Raw genomic sequence first — 22,283 nt, forward strand, 5'->3', positions numbered from 1 at the left:
CCTCGGGAGGGCCGATGGACGGTGCGGTTCCGCTCTTCCGGATGGAAGGCATATCCAAGCGCTATGGTGGTGTGCGGGCGCTGGAAAAGGCCGAGCTTTCGGTCTCGTCCGGTAGCATCCACGCCATTCTCGGCGAAAACGGCGCCGGCAAATCGACGCTGATCAAGGTCATGGCGGGCGTCGTCGCGCCCGACGAAGGCCGCATGATGCTGAACGGCAGCGAGGTGACGTTCGCTTCGCCTGCTGCTGCAAACAAGTCGGGCATCGTCTGCATCTTCCAGGAGCTGTCGCTGGTTCCCGAACTCAGCGTTGCCGACAACATCGTCATCTCCGATCCGCCGAAGCGTTTCGGCATGATCGACCGCAAGGCGCAGCGCCGCATTGCCGAGGATGCGCTGGCACGCGCAGGTGCGGCCGACATCCATCCATTGGCGCTGGTCAAGGATCTTCCGCTTTCAAGAAGACAGATGGTCGAGATCGCCAAGGCATTGGCCAGGAAGCCGCGCATCCTGATCCTCGACGAGGCGACCTCGGCCCTGACCGCGACGGACGTCGCCAGGATATTCAGCGTGCTCAAGCGATTGCGCTCGGAAGGGCTGGCGCTGCTTTACATTTCGCACCGCATGAACGAGATCGCCGAGCTTGCCGACCACTGCACGGTGTTTCGCAACGGCCGCAATGTCGCCAGCTACAAGGCAGGCACAAAGAGCGACAACGAAGTCGTCGAACTGATGATCGGGCGCGAATACAGCCATATTTTCCCGCCGAAACCCGCGCGCACCGCAGCCGCCGCCGTTCCCGTGCTGGAGGCGCGCAAGCTGTCCTGGACGGACCGGCTGGACAATGTCTCGCTGACGGTCGGGGCAGGCGAGGTCGTCGGCCTTGGCGGCCTGGACGGTCAGGGCCAGCGCGAATTGCTGCTTGCCTTTTTCGGTGTGCTGCGCGGCCTCGGCGGCCAGATCCTTATCGACGGCAAGCCGGTTTCGATCGCCAGCCCGCAAGCGGCGCGCGACGACCGCATCGGCATGGCGCTGATCCCGGAGGACCGCAAGACCGAAGGCCTGATGCTGCCGATGACGGTGCGCGAGAACCTCTCCTTTGCCGCCCTCGACCGGCTGTCCAAGGCCGGCATCATCGACCGCGCCGCCGAACAGCGGCTGATCGACGACATGGTCGGGCTGCTGGCGATCAAGACGGCCGGCCTCGACATTCCGGTCGGTGCGCTGTCGGGGGGCAACCAGCAGAAGGTGGTCATCGCCAAATGGCTGATGCGACAGCCGCGTATCATCCTGCTCAACGATCCGACGCGCGGCATCGATGTAGGCACCAAGCAGGAACTCTATCAACTGATGCGCAAGCTGGCGGATGCGGGGGCGGCGATCCTGTTCTATTCGACCGACTATGACGAACTGATCGGCTGCTGCGACCGCGTGCTGGTGCTCTATGACGGCGCGGTCAAGCGCGAGCTGGTCGGGGCCGAGATCACCGAGCGGGCGCTCATTGCAAGCGCGCTCAACATCCACGGCGATGACGGCGCGAGAGACGATGCCGGCGCAAGACAGGGAGCGGACGCGTGAAAGAGTGGCGCTACTGGCTGGCCGAGCAGCGCGGAACACTGATGGCACTCGGCATATTCATTGTCATGTTCGTCATCTACACCTCGAACCATCCGGCGGGCTTCACCGCCAATGTCGTGCAGACAGCGTCCAACAAGGGCGTGCTGCTCGCCTTCGTCGCCATGGCCCAGACACTGGTCGTGATCACCGCCGGCATCGACCTCTCCGTCGGCATGATCTTCACGCTGACCAATTGCCTCGCCTCCTGGCTGGTCATCGGCACCGGCCTCGAGACCGCTTTCGGCGTCATCGCCGTGCTCGGCACCGGGTTCCTGTGCGGGGCGATCAACGGCGCCATCGTCATCTACGGCCGCCTGCAGCCGATCGTCGCCACGATCGCCACGGGTGCGGTCTATTTCGGCATCGCGCTGCTGCTGAGGCCGTTTCCCGGCGGTTCGGTCAACGAAGGTCTCGCCGACGCGCTGACCGGACGCCTGTTGGGCGTGGTGCCGGCGAGCCTGGTCGTGCTGCTCGCCGTCGTGCTCGTGGTCTGGGTACCGTTCAGCCGCTCGGTGCTCGGGCGCGCGGCCTATGCGGCCGGATCCTCGGAGACGGCGGCCTACATGTCCGGTGTGCCGATAAGGCGCGGCAAGTTCGCTGCCTACGCGCTCGCAGGCCTGTTGGCCGCGATCGGCGGACTGTTCCTGACCTTCTTCACCTATACCGGCGATGCAGCCTATGCCAGCGGCAACGCCTATACGCTGTTTTCGATCGCCGCGGTGGTGCTGGGCGGCGTCTCGCTGTTCGGCGGGAAAGGCAGCGCCATCGGCGCCATCTTCGGCGCGCTGGCCTTCCGCACCATCGGTGACCTGTTGTTCGTGTTCGATTTCGACCCGCTATGGCAGCCGCTGTTCCAGGGCGTGATCCTGCTGGTCGCGGTCAGCCTTGGCGCGTTTGCGCTGTTTCGGGTCCGCAACCGGCTGGAGTGGTTCCTGTGAGCGAAACGACATTGGGCGGTATCGCCGGCCGCGTGCCGAAATTCATCCGCCGCGCCGATCCGGCGGTGCTGACGGCCTTCGCCTGCATCGTGCTGTTGCTGTTCCTAGGCAGCCTCTATTCCAGGAGCTTTCTGTCGCCTGAATATCTCTTGCAGCAGCTCAAGGTGGCCTCGTTCCTCGGCGTCATCGCCACAGGCATGATGCTGGTCATCCTGCTAGGCCAGATCGACCTGTCGGTGCCGTGGGCGGTGGCGGCGGGCGCGATGATGGCGTGTGCGGCTGCCGCCTATGGCCCGATCGGTGTGGCTCTGGCCATCCCGTTCGGCATCTTTTGCGGGGTGCTGATCGGCATCGTCAACGGCTTTGGCGTCGCCTATCTGCGCATACCCTCGATGATCATCACGCTCGCCACCAACGCTGTCGCGCAAGGGCTCATGGTCGTTTATACCGGCGGCTACTCGCCACAGGATTCGGCCACCGGCGCCATGCGCTATCTTGCGACAGGTTTTACCATTCCTGGCGTGCCTAACGCCGTCATCATCTGGGCGCTGATTGGCGCTGCGATGGTGTTCGTGCTGTCCCGCACCAGCTTCGGCCGCACCGTCTACGGCATCGGCAACCGCGAGCGTGCCGCCTATCTCTCCGGCATCGATACAAGGCGCGTGGTGATGATCGCCTTCGCTATCTCAGGCGGGCTGTCCGCCTTTGGCGGAGTGCTTCTCGCCGGCTATGCCTCCAAGGCGGCGCAATCGATGGGCGATGCCTATCTCCTGCCGTCGATCGCCGCCGTGGTTCTGGGCGGCACCTCGATCCTGGGTGGCCGCGGCTCCTATCTCGGCACCGTCGCCGGTGTCATCCTGATCACGCTCCTGCAGTCCATCCTTTCGGTCATGCAGATGCCGGAGGCGGGGCGGCAGATCGTCTATGGCCTGGTCATCGTTGCCATGCTCCTGCTCTACGGCCGCGCGCCGGCAAGCCGCTGACCGTGGACGAAAAGACCGCAAAGGCGCCAATGGGCGCTACCGGCTCAGTGCCTCGGGCCATTGTGGTGATGGGCGTCGCCGGCTGCGGAAAATCGGCTGTCGGCAAAGCATTGGCAGCAGAGGAAGGGGCCGTCTTTGTCGAAGGCGACAGGCTGCACCCACCCGAAAACGTCGCCCGCATGGCGAGCGGCGAGCCGCTCACAGATCAACTGCGTGAGGGCTGGCTCGATGCCATCGGCGAGCGGATCGCCGACCTGACCGGCAGCGGCCAAAGCGTGGTTGCCGCCTGCTCGGCGCTGAAGCGCAGCTACCGCGATCGTCTGCGTGGCTTCCGCCGGGATATCGATTTCATCTATCTGAAGATCGATCCCGCAACCGCCAAGCAGCGTGTCGCCAACCGCAAGGGCCATTTCATGCCGGCAAGCCTGGTCGAAAGCCAGTTCGCCATCCTTGAGCCGCCTGGCGCCGACGAGCGGGCGCTGACGGCCGACGCCACACTTCCAGTGGCTGAGATCGTCACCGCCGTTGCCAGCCTGCTGGCCGGCGCAAAATCATGAACCACCCTCGTCGGGCAAGGCGGTTTCCGGCCGTTCGGTGAACCGGTCGGCGCCGGACCAGACCATCATTTGCTCGGGATAGAGTTTCAGCGCCTCCAGCAAGCGGTCGCGCTTGAGCAATATGTACTCGGCCTGCAGCGCCATGTTCTTGGCGCCGGCTCTGGCCGCGCGCTCGCCGGCCTCTGCCGGGGCCGGCACCAGTTCGGGACCTAGGACGGCGCGGTATTGGCGGAACGGATCGGTCTCGAAGGTCGACATGGAAAACAGCGCCGCCTTGCCTCTGGCAGCGAAATTCGTCGGCGCCGAAGCCAGGTGGGTCCAGCCGCTCTCGCCAAGGCCGACTTCGGTGAATGTCGAGCCGGCATGCACCGTGTTGGTCACCAACACCACGCCGTTGCTGCCAAGGATCTTCTGGATCCGGCCGGTGACCTGGTAGGCGTCGCTGCGGTCGAACACGATCCGGCTTTTCAGGAAACGGTTCTCGACCCGAACCATCGGCGGGTTCAGGAAGCGCAAGCCGAAGGTCGAATCGGATATGCCGTGAGCCCTGACGCTGAGCTGGTGTGTCTCGATACCGGCCTCATGGAGAGCGCGTTTGCCGATGATGGTCTGTGCCGTGAACTGATCGCACCAGATGATAGCGCCGTGGCCGCGCTTCAGCGCCGCTTGCAGGCCTTCCAGGCCCTCCAGCCGGATATCAGGTGACCAGCGGCGGCCGATGAGATGCGCGGCAAGCAGCAGACGCCGGCGGTGGTTGGCGCAGAGCAAGGCCCTGAACTGCCTTTGCGCATCGATGCCGTTGCCGAGCACGGCGCGCGTCGCGGCGGCGTAGCGCACGAAATCCTTGCGGATATGGCGCTTGAGGCGCAGCCCCGATACGCGGCTGCAGACCGCGGCCCACCAATCGACCGGCAGCGATGCCGCGACGCCGATGTAGAAGGCGGCCAGCAGCAGCTCGCGGAGATCCCTGTTGTTGAAGGTGCGCAACTTGCCGGCGCGAACCTGCTTGCGGCTGAAGAAGCGGACATGCTCGGCGCGTTCGGGCACCAGGATGTCGGCGATGATTTCCGTATGATAAATGACGGCGGAAGATGGTGTCCGGTCGGCTTTCCGGGATTTTCCCAACCACGGCAGCCTCATCCGATCGATGTCCACCTGTTCTTGCGTGCGTCCGGAAATCGCTTTACTGCGTCTGCCACGGGCGCGCAATCGGCGCCGGCAAGGCCATGGTGAACGCCATTCAGGGTTCGAACTTGAAACAGGCCCTATCGGTAGCACTTCCCCAACTGGCGCCCTGGCGGCCGGCTGCGGTGGCGCTGATGGCGCCGGACCGGCCATCCCTGAGCTTTGCCGGCCTCGCCAATCTTGTCGACAAGCTCTGCGGCGATCTCGCCAGGCGTGGCGTTCGCCGCGGGACGGCCGTCGGCATCGTCTTGCCCAATGGCCCGGAAATGGCGGCCTGTTTCCTGGCTGTCTCGGCGCTAGCGACGGCTGCGCCGCTCAATCCGGCTTACGGCGAAGACGAATTCCGCTTCTATCTCGGCGATCTCGATGTGAAGCTGCTGCTGTGCGGACAAGGCATGGGCGATGCCGCGCGCAACGCCGCAAAGGGGCTCGGCATTGCGGTGCTCGACGTCGTCGTGACTGACGGCGCCAAGGCCGGCGAGTTTCTCCTGGCGGGCGACGCCGAGGTGGAGGCTGCCAGTGAGGCTCGCCTCGACGATATGCAGCTCAACGGGCCGGACGATTTCGCGCTTGTCCTGCACACATCGGGAACCACGGCGCGGCCGAAGATCGTCGGCTTGCGGCAGCGCAATCTGCAGGCATCAATGGCCAACATCGCCCGCACCCTGGCGCTTTCGGCAGACGATATCTGTCTCAACGTGATGCCGCTGTTCCACATTCACGGGCTGATGGCGGCGCTCAGCGCACAGCTGGCAGTCGGCGGCGCTATTGTCTGCACGCCGGGCTTCAACCCGCTCAAATTCTACGGCTGGCTGGGCGACTTCAGGCCGAGCTGGTACAGCGCGGTGCCGACCATGCATCAGGCGATCCTGGCGCGCGCCGCCCGCAATGGCGAAACCATCGCGGCTGCGAGGTTGCGCTTCATCCGCTCGTCTTCGGCCGCACTTCCGGACACCGTGTTCCGCGACCTCGAGCGCGTCTTCGGCTGTCCGGTGGTCGAGGCCTATGGCATGACCGAGGCGGCGCACCAGATGACATCCAACGGCCTGCCGCCTGCGCGCCGCAAGCCAGGCTCGGTCGGCCTGCCTGCGGGTCCGCAGGTGACGATCCTGGACGACAAGGGGACGATCCTTCCGGCGGGTGAAAAGGGCGAGATCGCGGTGCGCGGCGCCAACATCCATGATGGCTATCTCAACAATCCGGTGGCCAATGAAGCTGCCTTCAGCGAAGGCTGGTTCCGCACCGGCGACCAGGGCCTGATCGACGAGGATGGCGATCTGAAGATCACCGGGCGGCTGAAGGAGATCATCAATCGCGGCGGCGAAAAGATCTCGCCGCTCGAAGTCGACAATGTCCTGCTCGATCATCCTCTGGTGGCGCAGGCGGTGACCTTCGCCGTGCCGCACGCCATGCTCGGCGAAGAGGTGGGTGCGGCCATCGTGCTGGCCGAGGGCGCCACCGCCGATGCCGAGCAGATACGCGATTTCGCGCGCAGCCGGATCGTCGAGTTCAAGGTGCCGCGCCACATCCTGTTTCTCCAGGAGATACCCAAGGGTCCCACCGGCAAAATCCAGCGCGTCGGCCTGGCCGGCAAGCTCGGCCTGGTCTGAGGACTCTCATTTGAGCATGATCTTGTCCGAACCGGTTCGCACTTTTCGGGACCATGCTCTAATTTAAATCTGCGACGTCAGCTCGACCGGAAAATCATCATTGTCGGCGTCGCGCATGGCGGCGAGGCTGCGATTGTCCAGCACTTCGGCGATCGCCTGGCGCACTTCCAGCATCATGTGCCGGACCTGGCAGGTCGCCTCGTCGCAATCCTCGCAGCGCTGGTATTGCGTGCGGCTGGCGCAGGGTATGGGAGCGAGCGGGCCGTCCAGCACGCGCACGACGTGGCCGATCTTGATTTCGGAAGCCGGCCGGGCGAGGCGATAACCGCCTTCCTTGCCCTTGCGGCTGAGGACGAAGCCGGCATTGCGCAGCTCGCCCAGAATGGCATCCAGAAATTTCTTCGGGATGTTGTTGGCGATCGCGATGTCGTTGACGAATGCAAGCTGGCCGACCGGCAGGCCGGAAAGATGCACGAGGGCCTTGAGGCCGTATTTGCCTTTTTTGGTAAGCATGCCCGGTTCAGTTCATGAAAACCCCAACCACCCGCATCTGGCGGTTGTTTGTGTGCAAATCATGACGTTTCGCCTGAACAACCCGGTTTCGCGTAGAACAAGCCGCCCGGTTGAGACGTTAGGCACAAAGGCGTTGATTCTTTGTAACGTTTTTCGCCGATCGCGACAGATTCCGCATGAAAGCCGTTTGTCGGCGCGCGAAAACGAAAAAGCCGGCAAAGCGCCGGCATTCTTGTGAGGTGAGGTCGAACGCTGCTGATATCAGCGGCTGCCATAGGTCTGGTCGAGCAGACCGCCGGCGGCGAAGTGCTCCTTCTGTACCTTGTCCCAGCCGCCAAAGACGTCTTCCACCGTCAGCAGGCGGACATCGGGGAAGTCGGCCTTGTATTTTGCCGCGACTTCAGCGTTGCGGGCGCGCAGGCCATTTTCAGCCGCGATGGTCTGGCCCTCGGGCGTGTAGAGGAAATCGAGATAGGTCTTGGCGAGGTCACGGCTGCCGTGCTCGTCGGCGACCTTGTCGACGATCGCCACCGGGAATTCGGCGAGCAGGCTGACCGTTGGCGTGACCTGTTCGAACTTGTCGTTGCCATACTCCTTGCGGATGCCGCGCGTTTCCGACTCGAAGGTGATCAGCACGTCGCCGATCTCGCGTTGCACGAAGGTGGTGGTGGCGGCGCGCCCGCCGGTGTCGAAGATCGGCACGTTGTTGAACAGCTTGGTGACGAACTCCTTCACCTTGGCGTCGTCGCCCTTGAAGGCTTCCTTGGCGTAGGCGGTTGCGGCCAGATAGGTGTAGCGCGCATTGCCCGAGGTCTTGGGGTTGGGGAAGATCACCTGCACGTCGTCGCGCACGAGGTCGTCCCAGTCCTTGATGTGCTTGGGGTTGCCGGCGCGGACGAGAAAGGATGGGAGCGAATAGAAGGGCGAGGCGTTGTCGGGGAAATCCTTCTGCCAGTCGGCGGAGACGAGGCCTTTCTTGACCAGAAAGTCGATGTCGGTGACCTGGTTGAAGGTGATGACATCGGCGCCGAGGCCTTCGGCAATGGCGCGCGCCTGCGCCGAGGTGCCGGCGTGCGACTGGTCGACGGTGACGCCCGGATGGCCGGCGACGAAAGCCTTGTTCACCTGGGCGAACAATTCGCGGCCGACATCATAGGAAGCGTTGAGCAATTTGTCGGCCGACCAAGCCTGCGAAGAGGCGAGGATCAGGCCGGCGGCGGCTACGCTGAGCAAAAAACGCTTCATGAAAAGGAGCTCCTTGAGAAGGCCGTTTGTCGATGCATCGATATAATGCGCCAACATAATAGGACCATGTCCAGCGCGGACAGACATGCGCGCCGGGTTCGCCATTCGACGATGAGAAAAAGCGTTGCCGAAACAGCCGATTGGTAGGATTTCCTTCCAACGCCATGCAAAATGATTGCATCTTGCCGCTGTGGCATATACATTTGGCATATACAAGGATGCATCGTGATGCCGCAACACCGCCATTCAACGCCGCCGAGAGAGGCGAAGCTCTTCCGCAACAACCGCAGCCAGGCGGTGCGCATTCCCGTCGAGTTCGAGCTTCCCGGCGAAAAAGTCCTCATCAGCCGCGACGGCGATCGCCTGGTTATCGAGCCAGTCCGTAAACCAGGCCTCACCGCCTTGCTCACCCAATGGGCGAAAGAGCCGCCGCTTGGTCCTGAAGACGACTTTCCCGAGATCCATGATGCGCCCGTGGGGCCTGAGGATATCTTTTGATGCGGTTCATGCTGGACACCAACATTCTCAGCGACATGATCCGAAACCCTGCCGGCAAGGCTGCCAGTACGGCGGTTCGCGCGGGAGACGGTGCCCTGTGCACCAGCATCGTTGTCGCCTCGGAGCTGCGTTATGGCTGCGCCCGCAAGGGATCGGCCAAGCTGCTCGCCAAGGTCGAGCAATTGCTCGCCGAGTTACCTGTGCTGCCGCTCGATGTGCCGGTGGATGCCGAATACGGCACGGTTCGTGCCGAACTGGAAGTAAGGGGCCAGGTCATCGGCCATAATGACCTTTTCATTGCTGCCCACGCCTGCGCGCTGGGGACGACGCTGGTTACGGCCAACACCGGTGAGTTCAGCCGGATCAAGGGCCTGAAGGTCGAGAACTGGCTGGAATAGCGCCGGCTCAGGTCGCCGGGAAAAGCTTCCAGCGCCGCGGCCTGAACGCCACCCGGCTCTTCTGCGCCGCAGGATGGTCCACAGGCAGTTCGATCTCGACCCGCTGGCGCTCGCCGCCGATTTCCAGTTCGACGCGTCTTGTGCCGGCGACGCGGCGGCTGGCGGCGACCGTGCCGGCGATGCAGCCGCTGCAGCCGTCGAGCAGTTCGATATCGTGCGGGCGGAAGTACAGCGTCGCATCGCCCTCGGGTGCGTGCGGCGCCGACACGCCGATCGGACGGTCGGCGAGCCAGATCTCGCCATTCTCAACCTTGACCGGCAGCATGCTCGATTCACCGATGAAGGAGTAGACGAAGGGCGAGTTCGGCGTGTCGTAGATCTCGTCGGCGGAGCCGACCTGCTCGATGCGGCCCTGGCTCATCACCACGACGCGGTCGGCAAGCTCGAGCGCCTCTTCCTGGTCGTGGGTGACAAAGACGGTGGTGTGGCCGGTGCGGTCATGGATTTCGCGCAGCCAGCGGCGGAGTTCCCGGCGCACCTGCGCATCGAGGGCGCCGAACGGCTCGTCGAGCAACAGCACCTTGGGCTCGATGGCCATGGCGCGCGCCAGCGCCACGCGCTGGCGCTGGCCACCGGAAAGTTGCGCCGGATAGCGCTTTTCCAGGCCGGAAAGCTGAACGAGATCGAGCAGTTCGGAGGCGCGTCGGCGGATTTCGGCCGCCGGTGGTCGCGACGGTCCATGCCGGACCTTGAGGCCGAAGCCTATATTGTCGGCGACCGTCATGTGCCGGAAGAGCGCATAGTGCTGGAAGACGAAGCCGACATTGCGCTCCTGGATCGAGCGGTGCGAGGCGTCCTCGTCGCCGAAGAAGATCTTTCCGCGCGTCGGCCGCTCCAGGCCGGCGATAAGCCTCAGCAGCGTCGTCTTGCCGGAGCCGGATGGCCCAAGCAGCGCGATCAGCTCACCCGACTTGATGTCAAGCGATACGTCATGGAGGGCCGGAAACCGGTCAAACTCCTTGCGTACGTTGGCAACGCGAACTTCCATGTAGATCCCTCAGTAATTTGGTGCATGTCGTTGTCGCAAAACCGGTTCCCAGTCTTGGGCGACATGCATTTAGTCAGTGCCCGCGCGTCGCGGCGATCTCGGCGCCGTAGCGCATCTCTAGAAGTGTTTTCAAGACCAGCGTGACCAGCGCCAGGCCGGCAAGCAGCGAAGCGACGGCAAAAGCGCCGACGGCGTTGTACTCGTTGTAGAGGATTTCGACATGCAACGGCATGGTGTTGGTCAGCCCGCGTATGTGGCCCGACACGACCGAGACCGCGCCGAATTCGCCCATCGAGCGGGCGTTGCATAAAAGCACGCCGTAGAGCAATCCCCATTTGACGTTGGGCAGCGTCACGTACCAGAAGGTCTGCCAGCCATTGGCGCCCAGAGAGAGCGCGGCTTCCTCGTCGCCGTTGCCCTGTTCCTGCATCAGCGGGATCAGTTCGCGGGCAACGAAGGGGAAGGTGACGAAGATGGTCGCGAGCACGATGCCGGGCACGGCGAACAAGATCTGGATGCCGTGCGCCTTCAGCCATTCACCGAACAGTCCCTGAGCGCCAAACAAAAGCACATAGACCAGGCCGGAAATGACCGGCGAGACCGAGAAGGGCAGGTCGATCAGCGTGGTTAGAAAAGCCTTGCCCTTGAACTCGAACTTGGCGATCGCCCAGGCAGCCGAAATGCCGAAGACGACGTTGAGCGGAACGGCGATCACCGCCACCAGCAGCGTCAGCCGGATCGCCGAGCGCGTATCGGGATTGGAGAGCGATTCCGTGTAGGCGCCAATGCCTTTCGCCAGCGCCTCGTGGAAGACGATGATCAGCGGCAGCAGCAGGAAGATGGCGAGGAAGGCGAAGGCCACCGCCATCAGCAGCAGCCGCACCGGCCGGCTTTCAGTCACCGCCGCCGACCGGCTCTCGTGATGCGGTTCGTAGGATTTGATCTCGGGGTCAGCCATAGCGCTTGCGACTCCATGACTGCGCCAGGTTGATGACCAGCAGCATCACGAACGACAGCAAAAGCATGATCGCCGCGATCGCGGTGGCCGCCGGATAATTGTACTCCTCGAGCCGGATGACGATCAGAAGCGGTGCGATCTCCGACTTGTAGGGAAGGTTGCCGGCGATGAATATGACCGAGCCGTATTCGCCGACCCCGCGCGCGAAGGCGAGCGAAAAGCCGGTGATGATGGCCGGCGCCAAGCCCGGAAACAGGATGCGGGTGATGATCTGGAAGCGGTTGGCGCCGAGCGTCGCGGCAGCCTCCTCCACTTCCTTGTCGATCTCCTCCATGATCGGCTGCACCGTGCGCACGACAAAGGGCAGGCCGATGAAGACGAGCGCCACGACGATGCCGAGCGGCGTGTAGGCGACCTTGATGCCGAGCGGCGCCAGGAGATGGCCGATCCAGCCATTGGGCGCATAGAGCGTGGTCAGCGCAATGCCGGCTACTGCCGTCGGCAGCGCGAAGGGCAGGTCGACCATGGCGTCGACGACGCGGCGGCCGGGGAAACGGTAGCGCACCAGCACCCAGGCGACGAGCGTGCCGAAGACGACGTTGACGGCGGCTGCGATGAAGGCTGTGCCGAAGCTGATTTCGAGTGCGTTGATGGTCCGGCGGTCGGTGACGATCGCCCAGAAATCGGTCCAGCCGAGGGCTGCCGAGCGCCAGATCAGGCCCGACAGGGGGATGAGGATGATGAGCGTGAGGTAGGCAAGCGAGAAGCCGAGCGTCAATCCGAAACCCGGAATGACACTCGGCTGTCTGAATCGCCACCCCGCCTTGGCGGGTGCTATGGTCATGTCGTCCTGATCTAAATCCTACTGGGCCGGCTTGTAGATCTGGTCGAATATACCACCATCGCCGAAATGATAAGGCTGTGCCTTCTTCCAGCCGCCAAAAAGCGGATCGTCGATGGAGATCAGCTTGATTTCGGGCGTCTTCGGAATGTCAGCCGCATCCACCAACTCGGGCTTGGCCGGACGATAGTGGTTCTTGGCGATGATCGTCTGGGCTTCCTTGGAATAGAGCCAGCCGAGATAGGCTTCGGCGACCTTGCGGGTGCCCTTGGCATCGACATTGGCGTCGACGATCGCCACCGGCGGCTCGGCCAGGATCGAGGTCGGGGGATAGACGATCTCGAAATTGTCGGCTCCGAATTCATTGAGCGCCAGATAGGCGTCGTTTTCCCAGCCGATCAGCACGTCGCCGATGCCCTTTTGCGCGAAGGTGACCGTCGAGCCGCGTGCACCGGTGTCGAGCACCGGAGCATTGGCGTAGAGCTTGCCGACGAATTCCTTGTTCTTGGCTTCGTCGCCGCCATCATTGGCGTTGGCATAGGCCCAGGCGGCAAGGTAGTTCCAGCGCGCACCGCCGGAGGTCTTGGGGTTCGGCGTGATCACCTGGACGCCGTCCTTGACCAGATCGCTCCAGTCGTGGATGCCCTTCGGGTTGCCCTTGCGGACCAGGAAGATGATGGTCGAGGTGTAAGGCGCCGAATTGTTTTCGAATTTCTTGCGCCAGTCCGGATTGATCTTCTTCGACTTGGTGACGATGGCGTTGATGTCGCCTTCGAGCGCCAGCGTGACCACATCGGCATCGAGGCCGTCGATCACGGCGCGGGCCTGGGCGCCCGATCCGCCATGCGATTGCTGGATGGTGACCGTCTCGCCGGTCTCGGCCTTCCAGTGTGCGACGAAGGCTTCGTCATAGGCCTTGTAGAGTTCGCGTGTCGGGTCGTAGGACACGTTCAGAATGGTCGTATCGGCAAACGCGAAACCGAGCGTGCCGAACTGGATCGATGTGGCGACCAGTGCGCCGAGCAGTTTCTTGAAATGAGGTTTGGTCATTCCCGCCTCCGTTGATGACGGCTGAACTCTATCGAATTGATAGAAATTAGATGCATTCAACGTTGCCTTTTTTGTCCACTCGAAGGAAATTTTCGCCGATATTAGGTTTCGGAAGGAAATATTTTCCTCATATTGGTCTAACCCAAATCCGGCCGGTTTGACGCTATCTAGGAGCTGACACCGCAGAAGCAAGGCCGAGCGAGGGAAGGCTCGGTGTAGCACCGGGCGGTTCAGCCCGCAGTGATAGGAAAATCGAAGCGCAGCTTTGGAAACGGCTCATCCCGAAGCGTGTAGTGCCACCACTCTCGCGCATAATTCTTGAAGCCGCCGGCGCGCATGGCGTCGAGCAGCCTTTTGCGGTTTGCCGCCGCTTCTGCCGCCAATGGGCGATGTGCGGTTTCGCTTGCCGGGTCGAAACAGTCGAAGCTGGTGCCGAAATCGAGCGTGCCGGCGCCGGCCGCGCCGCAAGCGGCGGATGACTTGTTCTTGCCGTCGCTGCGGGCGATGGCGATATCGACGGTCGAGCCGCGCGAATGGGTGGACAATTCGCCGATATAGCCCTTGGCGATGAGGTCGCCGCGCTGCACCTGAGGGTACCATTGCGGATCGGGCGGGCCGCCCTCTCTGGTCCATTTGCCCATGTCGGCAACGGCGCGGGCCGGGCGGTAGCAGTCGAAGACGACCAGCGTCAGGCCATCGGCGGCGAGCGCTTTCTGGACACCGGACAGCGCTTGCGCAGCTTGCTTCGTGAGGATGCAGATTGGGGCGTCGTAGCCATCGGCCTTGCGATGCAGGAAATTTTCCAGGCCGGCATAGCGGATGTCCTGGCGGATCGAGGGATCGACATCGGCCAGGCGGACAAAGCCGGCGGGCAGGGGATCGGCGGAGGCGGGGGAGCAAGTCGAAACGAACATGGATAGGGCTAAGGCCAATCCTCGATGCAAGCGCTTCGGCACACCCCCCTCTGGCCTGCCGGCCATTGGCCGGCAGGCCAGAGGGGGGTGCCTCGCGCCGGGTCTCGGGCGAAGAAGCCCAATCCCCTGAATCGCTTGGCGCCATCTATTCAACGAACACCTTCACGCTTGCCGCGCGTCCTACGGCGTCGATGACGGTGAGCGTCGAATAGCCGGCGCCGTCGGGCAGCCAGGTCGCGGTGCGGCGGCGGTCGATGCCGACGAGCGGCTTGCCATTGGCCAGCCAGCGGAACGGCGCGCGGCCGCCTTGCAGTTTCAGCACCAGCGGCGAGGCCTCGGCGGAATTGGTGGCGAGATCGACGCGGGCGCCGTTGGGCGGGAAAATGATCATTGGCGCCGGTTCCGTCGGGCCTGCCTGCACCAGTCCGTCGGCGCCGGCGCCGAAGCGCGCCAATGTCACCGGCAGGTCTTCGCGCCTGGCCTTGACGACGCCGGCCGGCTGGCTGGGCAACGGGACGGCGGTGAGGCCTGAACGGACGAAGCCCTCGAACAGGATGGGGGCGGCCGAGACATAGCCGGACAGGCCGGGCACCGCACCGGCATCGGCGCGGCCGACCCACACACCCAGCACGTAGCGGCCGTCGAAGCCGACCGACCAGGCGTCGCGGTAGCCGTAGGACGTGCCGGTCTTGTAGGCGATGCCGCGCTGCAAGGCGCCCTCGGGCGGCTTCACGCCCGACAATATGTCGGTGATCTGCCAGTTCGCCTGGGCGTCGAGGATGGTGGCGGTGGTGCGCTCGGCATTGGCCGGCTCGGTGCCGTCATGCAGCGTGTTTGCCTTGCCGCCATTGGCGAGGCCGGTATAGAGCTGGACGAGATCGCGCAGCGTTACGCCGACGCCTCCGAGGCCGATGGCGAGGCCCGGCGCCTCGTTGACCGGTAGCACCGGGCTGACGCCGGCCTGGCGGAAGCGCGCCATCAGCCGTGCCGGGCCGACAGAGTCGAGCACGCGGATTGCCGGCACGTTGAGCGATAGCTGCAGCGCCTGGCGGATCGAGACATCCCCCTGATAGCCCATGTCGAAATTCTTCGGCCGGTAGCCGCCGAAATCGACCGGTCTGTCCTCGATCAGCATTTCCTGCGCCACCAGCCCCTGCTCGAAGGCGAGGCCATAGATGAACGGCTTAAGCGTAGAGCCGGGCGACCGCACGATCCTGGTCATGTCGATCCAGCCGGAACGGCTGGCGTCGAAGAAATCGGCAGAGCCGACTTCGCCGAGGATGTCACCGGTGCGGGCATCGGCCATCACCATGGCGACGGAGAGGCGCGGCCCAAGTTTGATCGCGGCATCGCGCGCCACCTGCTCCAGTCCTTGCTGGACGCTTTTGCGGATCGTCAGCTGCAGCGGCTTGCCGGGGACGGCCTTGGGCAGCATGGCGTAGGCGGCGTGTGGCGCCAGCGCCGGCAATTTGCGGCGCAGGCCCGAGACATCGTCTAGTGCGGCGCGCGCGGCTTCGCGCTCGCCGAGCAGGCCAGCTGATACCATGCGGGTCAGCACGCGGTCGCGGGCGGCATGAGCGATGGTGAGATTGCGGTCGGGACGGCGCTTTTCCGGCAATTGCGGCAAGGCGACGAGCAGGGCTGCTTCCGAGACGGTCAGCCGCTTCGGCTCTTTGCCGAAATAGGCGAGCGAGGCGGCACGCACGCCTTCGAGATTGCCGCCATAGGGCGCCAAGGTCAGGTAGCGTTCGAGGATCTCCTGCTTGGACAGGCGCCGCTCGATCTGGATGGCGCGCAGCATCTGCTTGATCTTCGAGCCGAGGCTGCGGTTTTCGCGTGGCTCGATCAGCCGGGCAAGCTGCATCGACAGGGTCGAGCCGCCGGAGACGATATGGCCGCTGGTGGCGAACTGGCCGGCGGCGCGCGCCAGCGCCAGCACATCGACGCCATCATGGTCCCAAAAGCGCTTGTCTTCATAGGTGACCAGCATGTCGACGAACTGCTTGTCGACCTGGTCGAGATGAGTGTCGAGCCGCCAGTAACCGTCCGGCGTGGCGAAGGCGCGCAACAGCTGGCCGTCGCGGTCCTGGACCTCGGTGGAGACGGTGAGCCTTCCGGGCAGCGGCGGCGGAAAAGCGCGGTCAAGTTCCCAGAGAGAAGCGGCAGCGATCGCCGCAAGGCCGACGAGGGAGGCGGCGGCGATGCCTGTTCGACGGAGAAATTTTCTGGAGAGCATGGTGGTGCCCTTCATCCGCCTGCCGGCTCCTTCTCTCCGCATAGCGGGGAGAAGGAGATGGTCGCGGACATCGGCGTGTTCATCTTCGTCAAGGCGCCTTACGGCGCCTTGATCTCCATCATGCCGGTGGCGGTGCGGGCCGAATATTGCGGCCGGTACATGTCCTCCACCGTGGCCGCCGGATGGGCGTAGGTGCCCGGCGTCACCGCACGCACGACATAGGCCAGCATGATGTTACGGTCGCCATCGCCATCATTGGGATTGAATGCCGCGACGAAACGGTCGTCGCGGAATTCGAGATGGGCGGCGTCGGTTTGCGCCAGCCAGGTGAAGTTCGACAGCTGGGCGCTGGAAACAAGGCCCGGATTGTCGATCTCGAAGCCGGCCGGCAACAGGTCGGTGATCAGCAGGCGCGAAGGCCAGCGGTTCTGCTCGTAAACCTTGAGCACGACCACGTAGCGTTCGTTCTGCGTCGCCTCGGTGACGTTGGCTTCGGTGCCATCGAGCTTGTAGTAGGTGCGGTCGATGGTGAAGCCGTCGCCGCCGGCCGGCAAGGGCTCTACCGGCGAGGCGACCGTGGTGACGACCGCCTGCAGCGGCGTGGCGCCGGTGTTGGCGATGGTCAGCGGGCTGTCGGCAATGTCGGTGCCGCTGAGGTGGTTGGAATATCCACCTGCATGCGGCGCGCCGTTGACCGACAGCGTGATAGAGTCGTTGCCCGACTTCAGCGCGCGGGCCGCCAGAAGCATCCAGGACTCGTCCTGCGTGCTGGTCCAGCGGGCATCGGCGCGTTCCCTTGCCACCAGCCGGATCAGCTCCGGCACGATGGTCGGCACCGGCTTCGATTCGGCGGCGAGCGCCAGGATCGCGGCGCCATCACGCAGCCGCGAGCCATAGTCGGACCGGTAGTAGTCGTATTCGGTGGTCGACTTGGCCAGCTGCAGCGCCGTCTGGAAGGTTGCTTCCGAACGCTGCGCGTCGCCGTAGAGCGCTAGGCTCGCCGCCAACTGGGCGACGGCCATCGGGCTCGAGAAGGCTTCGAGCTTGGTGTCGGCGTAGTAGCGCAGATCGCCGACCGAGGCCTTCTTGTTGCGGGCCAGAACATAGAGCGCGTAGGCGATTTCGCTGCCGCGATCCTGGACGTCCTGGTCGTAACCGACCGAGTTTTGCAGATTGCTCAGCGCCTGGCTCATCGCCAGCGCCGGCACGTCGTAGTTCTGCTCGCGCGCCCGGGTCAGGAAGTCGGTGACGTAAGAGTCAAGCCACAGATCGCCGGAGCCCGGACCCCACAGGCCGAAGCTGCCGGCCGAAGCCTGGTAGCTCAGCACCTTGTAGATGGCGGCCTGCACGCGGCCGTGCAGTTCGGGATCGCTTTGCATGCCAACGCCGGACGCCAGATCGTTGACGTAGAGAAGCGGCATGGCGCGGCTGGTGGTCTGCTCGGCGCAACCATAGGGGTAGCGGTCGAGCGTCATCAGCAGCGACGGCACGTCGAAGGCGGCAGCCTGCGAAACGCCGACACTGATCGAGGCGCCGTCGAGCAGGCTTGCCGCGAGCAGCTCCTTGTCGACGCGCAGCGAGCCGCCATTGCCCTTGAGGTCGACGACCAGACGGGTGGTGACCGGCAATTGCGCCGGACGCACCGGAACATACAGCGTCTGCTCGACGGCGGTGCCGTCGCCATGGGCGAGCTTGATGGTGATCGAGGCATTGCCCGCCGTCTGTGCAATCAGCGGCACGGTCAGCGTCTGGCGCTTGCCCTTGGCCAGCGTCAGCTTTTCGGGCAAGGGCTTGTCGCCGGTCGAGAGGTCGCCGGTCGTGGCGATCGACAGGGCATAGTCGCCCTCCGGACCGTCGGTGTCGGCGACGTCGAGCCGCATGATAGCTGCATCTCCAGGCGCCAGGAAGCGGGGCAGGCCGGCAGTGATCACCACCGGATCGCGCACGATGACATCGGTCGTGGCATGGCCGACGGCCTCCTTGGTCCAGGCGACGGCCATGACGCGCACGGTGCCGTTGAACTGCGGGATGTCGAAGTCGATCCTCGCCTTGCCGTCGGCGTCGAGCTGGACCGGGCCGGAGAAGAAGGCGACCAGCTTTTCGGTCGGCGGACTGCCTTGCGGCTGCATCGAGGCGCCGTCGCCGCCGGTCCTGAGCTTGCCGCTGGTGCCGAGCGAGCCGTCGATGAGACGGCCATAGATGTCGCGGACTTCAAGCCCGAGCATGCGCTGGCCGAAATACCAGCCCTCCGGATCCGGCGCCTTGTAGTTGGTGAGGTTCAAAATGCCGACATCGACGGCAGCGACCGTGACATAGGCATTGCTGCCCGGTGCTACGCCGGCGACCGAAACCGGGATCGACAGCTGCTGGCGCGGCATCGTCTTGTCCGGCGGCGTCAGGGTGACGGCGAGCTTTTTCGAACCTGGGTCGACCGTCAGCCATTTTACGCCGATGGCGCGCGCCGGCATGCGGGTTTCCTGCGCATCGCCGGGCCGGAACAGGGTTGCGGTGATGTAGGCGCCGGCGCCCCAGTTGTCACCGACCGGGATGTCGACCGTGCTGCCGCCGGCCGGCACGGTTGCCGTGACGGTCTTGAGCAGCTTGTCGGCGCCGATGGTAACCAGCAGTTCGCCGGCAAAATGCGGCGACACTTTCAGCTTGGCCACGTCGCCGGCGGCATAGCTGTCCTTGTCGAGAGCGATCTCGAGCCCGTCAGGCGTTTCGGTGGAGGTCGAGGAGACATACCAGCCGGCGTCGAACTCATAGCTGGTCGCCGGGCCTTCGGGATCGGCAGTCTCGATCTCGAGCCGGTACTGGCCCCAGTCGACCGGCATCGTCACGGTCCCCTCGGCATCGGCGCTGAGATCGACCTGGCCGTTGGCGATCGACTTGGTGAAGGTGACCGGTTCGTAGTTCCACGAGTTGTTGTTGCGATACCACTGGTAATTGCGTTCGACCTTGACCAGCGACCACTGCGCGCCCTTCAGCGTCTCGCGCTTGCCGTCGGGGTCGACCGCGATGAGGCTGAACTTGGCGGTGCCGCCCTGCGGCACCTCATTGTCGGCGAAATCCGGACGAATGCCGATCATGTGGCCTTGCGGGCGGATGCCGATGTTGAGCGAGCGTTCGATGGCGCGGCCGCCGGTTTCACGCATGCGAACCGTGACCTTGGCGTCGACCAGCTTGGTGGTCGCGGGCAATTGGTCGACCGTGACCGGGAAGGTCGCCTTGCCGTCGTCGCCGACCACCGGCAGACCGGTGAACGGGGTGACCGAAGGCTCGGCCGACTGCTCGTCGGCAAGGCCGAACGAATAGCCGGCGAAACGGTCCCAGTCGCGCGCCGTCGAAAGCGTCAGCTCGCCTTCGAGTGCGAGGCCGGCGGCCGGCGCGCCATAGAGGAAGCGGCCGTCAATGTCGATGTTGGCGGTTTCGCCCTGTGCGATCTCCTGCTTGTCGGACTTCATGTCGAACTCGATGCGATCCGGCACGAAGTCTTCGACCAGGAACATCTGGCTGGAAACGGCCGCCTGCTTGGGATCGGTATAGATCGACACCGTCCAGGTGCCGCGCATGGCGTTGGCTTCGAGCGGCAGGTCGACGGCATAGCCGCCGGCCGAGACGCCATCGGCAACGATGCGGCGGTTCTCGACGCCGTCGGGACGGGTGAAGATGAAGGTCAGCGGCAGGTTTTCCACCGCTTTGGAGGCGCCGTCGCGGGCAAGGGCTGCGACATGCACATCCTCGCCGGCGCGGTAGATGCCGCGTTCGGTCCAGGCATAGACATCGAGCGCACCCGGTGCGGCACGTCCGGAGACACCACGATCGGAAAGATCGAAGCCGGCGCGGCCCATGTCGAGGAAGACGAAATCGTTGTCGCCCTGCTTGGCCATCAGAACGGCCGGCACCATGCCGCCGTCGCCGCGCGTCAGGCCGGGGTTGAAGACAGCGTGGCCTTCGGCGTCGGACGTGGCTGTGCCGAGGATTTCATTGTTCCTGGCCAGCAGCGTCAGTTCGGCGCCGGCGATCGGCTTGGCGGTTCCGAGCGAGCGGGCAAAGACATTGAGGCCATCCTGGCCGGTATAGGTCGACAGGCCGATGTCGGAGACGACGAACCACTGCGTGGCAAGCGAATTGTAATTGTCCTCGTCATTTTCATTTACCGCTTGCGCGGTCAGCACGTAGACGCCGGGCTTGCGCTGCGGCAAGGCTTCGTCGACCGGGAACGAAGTCGTGACGTCCTTGTTGAGGTCGTTGGCGATATCGAGCTGCCCCTGCCAGACCGGCTCACCCATCTGGTCGGAAATGCTGGAGATATCATAGCCGTCGAGCTGCTTCAGGAACTGATAGCCGGACAGAAGCTGCGCCAGCGAACGATCGCCGATACGGTAGAGCTTCATCTGCGCGGTGTTCATGTTGACGGTGACGATGGGGATGCCACGGCGGGCGCCGGCGGGCAGCACGAAGCTGTCGCCGGTGAAGCGGGCGGACGGCGCACGGTCCTGCACATAGATCGACAGCACGACCGGAGCGGCGGTGACCTCGCCAATGGCGGCCGGCAGACCGGCGCGGAAGGTCACTTCGTAATGTTGGCCGTGCTCCAGGCCTTCGACGCAGATCTGCTTGTCCTTGGCCTCGACGCCCTTGGGCGGCTGGTTGTCGACGGTGACGAACTGGGCGTAGTCGACGCCGGTCTTGACCAGCTCCTCGGAAAACTGCGCGCAAATGCGCGGCGCGCTGGTGTCGGCGTCGATCGAGTGATCGATGACGCGGAAGCCCTTGCGGGCCTTGAGATCCTCATATTCGGCCTTGACCGCCGGCGAACTGACCAGCGCGAGGCTGGCTTCATAAGCCTGCAGGGCCGGACGGTAGAGATCGCGGCGGTCGAGGCCGTTGCCGAGCAGCGCCAGCACTTCGGCGCGGGTCTTGGTGGTACGCAGCAACTTGTAGGCGTTGATGGCGGCGGAGGTGCCTTTGACCGGCAGATTGTAGGATTCGGAGGTGCCGCTGGCCGGCTGTATGGCAAGCGTTTCACGCGCCAGACCGAGCCAAAGCTGGCCGTCGTCAGGCAGGACCGAGACCGCGGCCTCGTATTTGTTCATGGCCTGGCCATGGTCGCCGGTCAGTGCAGCCTGTTCGGCGGCGGCGCGGAGTGATTCCAGCCCGTCGGTCGGCTTGTCATAGGCCGGATCGGTCAGCTTGTTGCGGTATTGCTGGGCCTGGTCGGCCATCCAGTTGGGGAAGAAGGCGAGTTCCGGCGGGGCGCCGATATCGGGGTCGCCATCGACATTGACGACCTTGCCCGCGACCGCGCCGCTGAAGGGTTTCAACTGGTTATAGTCGGATTTTAGGAAGCACCATTTGGCCTTGTTGTTGTAAGTAAAGGCGCGGCAGGCGGGATCGCCGAGGCATGTCGTCTTGCACTGATCGAGGCTGACATTCTGGTCCGATCTGAGATCGAAGCCGAAATAGTCGGAATTGTTTGAGGTCACCACCCGGCGGGCTTCGGCCGCTTGCGCTACAGACCCCCAGCCGAAAATGAGAAGAATCAAGATCGACAGACCACGAGCCGCCGCGCGCATCGCCATAACACCCTCCAGACACTGCTACGTCCGCGGCATGTTCAAGCTTCAGTCAAGCTTGTCAACACGAGGACGGGCAGGTTTCCGCCCGCCAACGGTTCCCAAACCGGCCAA

17 protein-coding genes are annotated in these 22,283 nt (G+C 64.2%); 7 read left to right on the plus strand and 10 right to left on the minus strand.

The window, feature by feature from the left end:
* Positions 1–14: 14 nt before the first annotated feature.
* Genes ACYG9Y_RS06430 through ACYG9Y_RS06445 form a run of 4 tightly spaced genes read left to right on the plus strand, consistent with a single transcriptional unit; the run spans position 15 to position 4,094 of the window.
* Positions 15–1,577 carry a sugar ABC transporter ATP-binding protein gene (locus ACYG9Y_RS06430; protein WP_023733122.1) on the plus strand — a complete coding sequence of 521 codons (1,563 nt, stop codon included), beginning with the start codon at positions 15–17 and terminating at the stop codon, positions 1,575–1,577.
* Positions 1,574–2,554 carry an ABC transporter permease gene (locus tag ACYG9Y_RS06435; RefSeq protein WP_023733121.1) on the plus strand — a complete coding sequence of 327 codons (981 nt, stop codon included), beginning with the start codon at positions 1,574–1,576 and terminating at the stop codon, positions 2,552–2,554. Before ACYG9Y_RS06430 ends, ACYG9Y_RS06435 begins: the two co-directional genes overlap by 4 nt.
* A complete protein-coding gene (locus ACYG9Y_RS06440) occupies positions 2,551–3,537 on the plus strand; it encodes an ABC transporter permease (protein ID WP_023696194.1) in 987 nt (328 codons plus the stop codon). Before ACYG9Y_RS06435 ends, ACYG9Y_RS06440 begins: the two co-directional genes overlap by 4 nt.
* A gap of 2 nt (positions 3,538–3,539) precedes the next feature.
* On the plus strand, positions 3,540–4,094 hold the full coding sequence (locus tag ACYG9Y_RS06445; protein ID WP_023673072.1) for a gluconokinase: 555 nt from the start codon (positions 3,540–3,542) through the stop codon (positions 4,092–4,094).
* Here the strand turns inward: ACYG9Y_RS06445 and ACYG9Y_RS06450 are convergent.
* The gene (locus ACYG9Y_RS06450; protein WP_023739915.1) at positions 4,089–5,234 is read right to left on the minus strand and encodes a hypothetical protein; all 1,146 of its coding nucleotides are present in this window, start codon (positions 5,232–5,234) and stop codon (positions 4,089–4,091) included. The genes ACYG9Y_RS06445 and ACYG9Y_RS06450 overlap by 6 nt on opposite strands.
* A gap of 113 nt (positions 5,235–5,347) precedes the next feature.
* Here ACYG9Y_RS06450 and ACYG9Y_RS06455 point away from each other — a divergent pair, with 113 nt between their 5' ends.
* Positions 5,348–6,889, plus strand: a complete 1,542-nt coding sequence (locus ACYG9Y_RS06455) for an acyl--CoA ligase (protein WP_444849052.1) — start codon at positions 5,348–5,350, stop codon at positions 6,887–6,889.
* 63 nt (positions 6,890–6,952) lie between these two features.
* Here ACYG9Y_RS06455 and ACYG9Y_RS06460 read toward each other — a convergent pair whose 3' ends face one another.
* Together ACYG9Y_RS06460 and ACYG9Y_RS06465 are read right to left on the minus strand one after the other, a co-directional pair.
* On the minus strand, positions 6,953–7,402 hold the full coding sequence (locus ACYG9Y_RS06460; RefSeq protein ID WP_023673075.1) for an RrF2 family transcriptional regulator: 450 nt from the start codon (positions 7,400–7,402) through the stop codon (positions 6,953–6,955).
* 261 nt (positions 7,403–7,663) lie between these two features.
* Positions 7,664–8,647 (minus strand): sulfate ABC transporter substrate-binding protein, encoded by a 984-nt coding sequence (locus tag ACYG9Y_RS06465; RefSeq protein ID WP_023673076.1) that lies wholly within the window; start codon positions 8,645–8,647, stop codon positions 7,664–7,666.
* A gap of 228 nt (positions 8,648–8,875) precedes the next feature.
* Here ACYG9Y_RS06465 and ACYG9Y_RS06470 point away from each other — a divergent pair, with 228 nt between their 5' ends.
* Both ACYG9Y_RS06470 and ACYG9Y_RS06475 read left to right on the plus strand, forming a co-directional pair.
* Entirely contained in the window at positions 8,876–9,145 is a 270-nt protein-coding gene (locus ACYG9Y_RS06470; protein WP_023739913.1) for an AbrB/MazE/SpoVT family DNA-binding domain-containing protein, read from the plus strand.
* On the plus strand, positions 9,145–9,543 hold the full coding sequence (locus ACYG9Y_RS06475) for a type II toxin-antitoxin system VapC family toxin (RefSeq protein WP_023739912.1): 399 nt from the start codon (positions 9,145–9,147) through the stop codon (positions 9,541–9,543). Before ACYG9Y_RS06470 ends, ACYG9Y_RS06475 begins: the two co-directional genes overlap by 1 nt.
* A 7-nt stretch (positions 9,544–9,550) precedes the next feature.
* On the opposite strand, the gene ACYG9Y_RS06480 is transcribed toward ACYG9Y_RS06475, so the two are convergent.
* The 7 genes from ACYG9Y_RS06480 to ACYG9Y_RS06510 form a co-directional block, all read right to left on the minus strand.
* Positions 9,551–10,591: a sulfate/molybdate ABC transporter ATP-binding protein gene (locus ACYG9Y_RS06480; protein ID WP_023739911.1), complete on the minus strand. Its 1,041-nt coding sequence runs from the start codon at positions 10,589–10,591 to the stop codon at positions 9,551–9,553.
* Positions 10,592–10,664: 73 nt separating this feature from the next.
* A complete protein-coding gene (gene cysW, locus ACYG9Y_RS06485) occupies positions 10,665–11,549 on the minus strand; it encodes a sulfate ABC transporter permease subunit CysW (protein ID WP_023690809.1) in 885 nt (294 codons plus the stop codon).
* On the minus strand, positions 11,542–12,393 hold the full coding sequence (gene cysT / locus ACYG9Y_RS06490; protein ID WP_023739910.1) for a sulfate ABC transporter permease subunit CysT: 852 nt from the start codon (positions 12,391–12,393) through the stop codon (positions 11,542–11,544). The genes cysW and cysT overlap by 8 nt, the downstream gene beginning before the upstream one ends.
* Before the next feature lie 18 nt (positions 12,394–12,411).
* The gene (locus tag ACYG9Y_RS06495) at positions 12,412–13,440 is read right to left on the minus strand and encodes a sulfate ABC transporter substrate-binding protein (RefSeq protein WP_023673082.1); all 1,029 of its coding nucleotides are present in this window, start codon (positions 13,438–13,440) and stop codon (positions 12,412–12,414) included.
* 230 nt (positions 13,441–13,670) lie between these two features.
* Positions 13,671–14,354, minus strand: a complete 684-nt coding sequence (locus tag ACYG9Y_RS06500) for a M15 family metallopeptidase (protein ID WP_023739909.1) — start codon at positions 14,352–14,354, stop codon at positions 13,671–13,673.
* Between the two features lie 145 nt (positions 14,355–14,499).
* Positions 14,500–16,605: a penicillin-binding protein 1C gene (pbpC, locus tag ACYG9Y_RS06505; protein ID WP_031245218.1), complete on the minus strand. Its 2,106-nt coding sequence runs from the start codon at positions 16,603–16,605 to the stop codon at positions 14,500–14,502.
* An 83-nt stretch (positions 16,606–16,688) separates the two neighbouring features.
* On the minus strand, positions 16,689–22,175 hold the full coding sequence (locus tag ACYG9Y_RS06510) for an alpha-2-macroglobulin family protein (protein WP_352608489.1): 5,487 nt from the start codon (positions 22,173–22,175) through the stop codon (positions 16,689–16,691).
* Positions 22,176–22,283 lie beyond the last annotated feature (108 nt).

The organism is Mesorhizobium sp. W050 (genome assembly GCF_054719535.1).